The sequence below is a fragment of the Hyalangium versicolor genome (genome assembly GCF_020103695.1).
Taxonomy (GTDB): domain Bacteria; phylum Myxococcota; class Myxococcia; order Myxococcales; family Myxococcaceae; genus Hyalangium; species Hyalangium versicolor.
In genome coordinates this window covers 1-2,121 of record NZ_JAHXBF010000072.1, presented here as the reverse complement: position 1 = coordinate 2,121, position 2,121 = coordinate 1, and the positions used below count along the sequence as shown (strand labels likewise).

Here is a 2,121-nt window from a genome sequence, read left to right as displayed (position 1 = left end):
CTAGCACCAAACGCGTAAGCGGCTCGAAACGGGTGACTTGCAGAGTTCCGCCGGTGGTGGGTAGGGGGAGCTGACGCCAGCGCCCGGGAGTTCGCCTGTGGAGCCCTGAGCCGAGCGCCCGGGCGAGCTACCCCGAGCGTTGTGCCCTTGCCATCCTACCTGTGGAGTGAGTAGAGGTTGGCCCATGCAGACAGGGCGGGCGATGAAGAGTCCTGCGGCCTTGAGTCAGGCCGAGCGAGAGCAGCGCCTTGAGGAATGGGCCAGCGAGAGCGGAGTGGAGCTGCCGCAGTTGGACGGCATGCAGCGCGGGGTGGTGCTGGCGGCGCTGGTGTTCCTGAGCTTCGTAGGCGGGGTACCTGCGCTGCGACGCATGGTGGCCTACCTGCTGTCACACAGTGGCCTGGGGCTGAGTTCGGTCCTCATCGGCGCAGTGGTGGGCACCACGGGCAGAGCGGTGCGCAAGGCCCGCCAGGTGGCGCCCAAGGAGTTCTGGAAGAAGCTGCAGAAGGCGCGGCGAGGCCACCCTGCGCCGAAGTTGCGCAAAGAGCAGGTGGGGCCGGTGGCCAAGTACCTGTCGGAGCACCCGGGGTGCTCGGTGGCCGAGGTGCTGGGCTTTATCCGCCAAAGCTTCGGAGTGGAAATGGACAGGCTCACCCTGCGCCGCTTCCTCAAACGCTACGGCCTGGGCTGCTTGAAGCACGCGTCCGTGGAGGGCACCCCCCTTTTGTCGGACGCACGGCCCACGCAGGAGCCTTCGCGCTGATGGAGCAGGCGGTGGGGCTCTACCGCACCGCAGCCTCATGCTTCGGCAGCGTGGGCGAGCACCGAGGTGGCCGCCTGGTATTGTCCCTGTTCTTCAAGGCCGTGCTCGGCATTGAGCGCATCTTCCACTTCGACTCGCTCCAGGACGAGGGCCTGGCCTTGCTCACCGGGGGGCGCCGCACGCTGTCTCGCTCCACCCTGGGCGCTCGGGTGCGCTCCGTATCCTCTCAGGCGGTGGGCAGGTTCGTTCGCCTCACTCAGCCGGTAGTGGCCTCCGTCCAGCGCCTGCACGTCTCCATCGACGAGCACGCTGTGGCGCGCTTCACCCGCAAGTTCCTCATCCCCAAGGGCTTCCACACCATCCGCAACAAGAAGATGCGCGTGGAGAAGCTCTTCTTCTCTTTCGACACCGGCCTGCGCACTCTGCTCAACCTCGTCGTCACCCCGGGCGACGCTCGCTTGGCCACCGTCGCCTCGAAGATGCTCGCGGCGCTGCGCGCTCGCTACCGCCGCACTCCCCTACGGGTGGTGCTCGACGCCGGGGCTGCTCAGAGCCACCGCGAGTTGCTCCAACTGGTGGACCAGAATCCCAACCAAGTAGTGCTGGCGCGCACTCCCAGGCGCACCGCCTACCTCAAGCACTGGAAGGCCCTGCCCGAGGAACTCTTCACCTCCTACGAGGAGCCCGGCCGCTACAAGGCTGCCCCTGCCAAGCGCATCCACGTGGCAGAGACCACTACCACCCTTCGCGCCGACAAGTACTCCCGCGCCCGGCAGGTACGCACCCTCGTCGCCCGCGAAGAGGGGCGACGAGGCAAGCACAGGTGGCACGCGCTCTTCGTCTTCCGCGACAACGCCACACAAGCCCTCACCCTCATCCAAGAGTTTCGCGCTCGCCAGCACCATGAGCAGACCTACCGCGTTCTGCTCCATGACGCCTTCGTCGATGCGGCGCCCTCCGGCTACTCCAAGCACAGCTCCAATCCGGACAGGCCCGGCTTCCGCCAGAGCGCTCTCATGCTCTACTCCTGGCTGGCGGGACTGGCCGTCAACGCCCTGTGCCACTTCACCTCCTCGCTGCCCGAACAGTTCCATCGGGCTCACCCACGCACCCTGCGCCGCTGGTGGCTCCACTTCCCGGCAGAGCTCTACCTCTCCGACAAGGCCCTCTTTGTCGTCCTCCACCCACGGTGGTTCCGCGACTGGTGGCAGCAGCACCTCGAGCACCTCAACGCCAAGAAACTGCGCCTCCCCTGGCTGGACGATCGTCTCGTCCTCTACTCCCTCGAAGTTCCGCCCTCCCAGAGCGGGGAACCATCATCCGATCCCTCGGGGAGCACGGAGCGCGTTTGGTGCTAG

Annotated in this window: 2 protein-coding genes; both read left to right on the top strand. The window is 66.7% G+C overall.

Features of this window, described 5'->3' with window-relative positions:
• The first annotated feature begins 184 nt into the window (after positions 1-184).
• Positions 185-763, top strand: coding sequence for a hypothetical protein (locus KY501_RS52735; RefSeq protein WP_224373235.1), 579 nt, complete (start codon positions 185-187; stop codon positions 761-763).
• On the top strand, positions 763-2,121 hold the full coding sequence (locus tag KY501_RS52730) for a hypothetical protein (protein ID WP_224373234.1): 1,359 nt from the start codon (positions 763-765) through the stop codon (positions 2,119-2,121). The genes KY501_RS52735 and KY501_RS52730 overlap by 1 nt, the downstream gene beginning before the upstream one ends.

Bases quoted from the DNA above. Each gene is read 5' to 3' on its own strand.
- KY501_RS52730 (WP_224373234.1), top strand. From the start codon at position 763: ATGGAGCAGGCGGTGGGGCTCTACCGCACCGCAGCCTCATGCTTCGGC.
- KY501_RS52735 (WP_224373235.1), top strand. From the start codon at position 185: ATGCAGACAGGGCGGGCGATGAAGAGTCCTGCGGCCTTGAGTCAGGCC.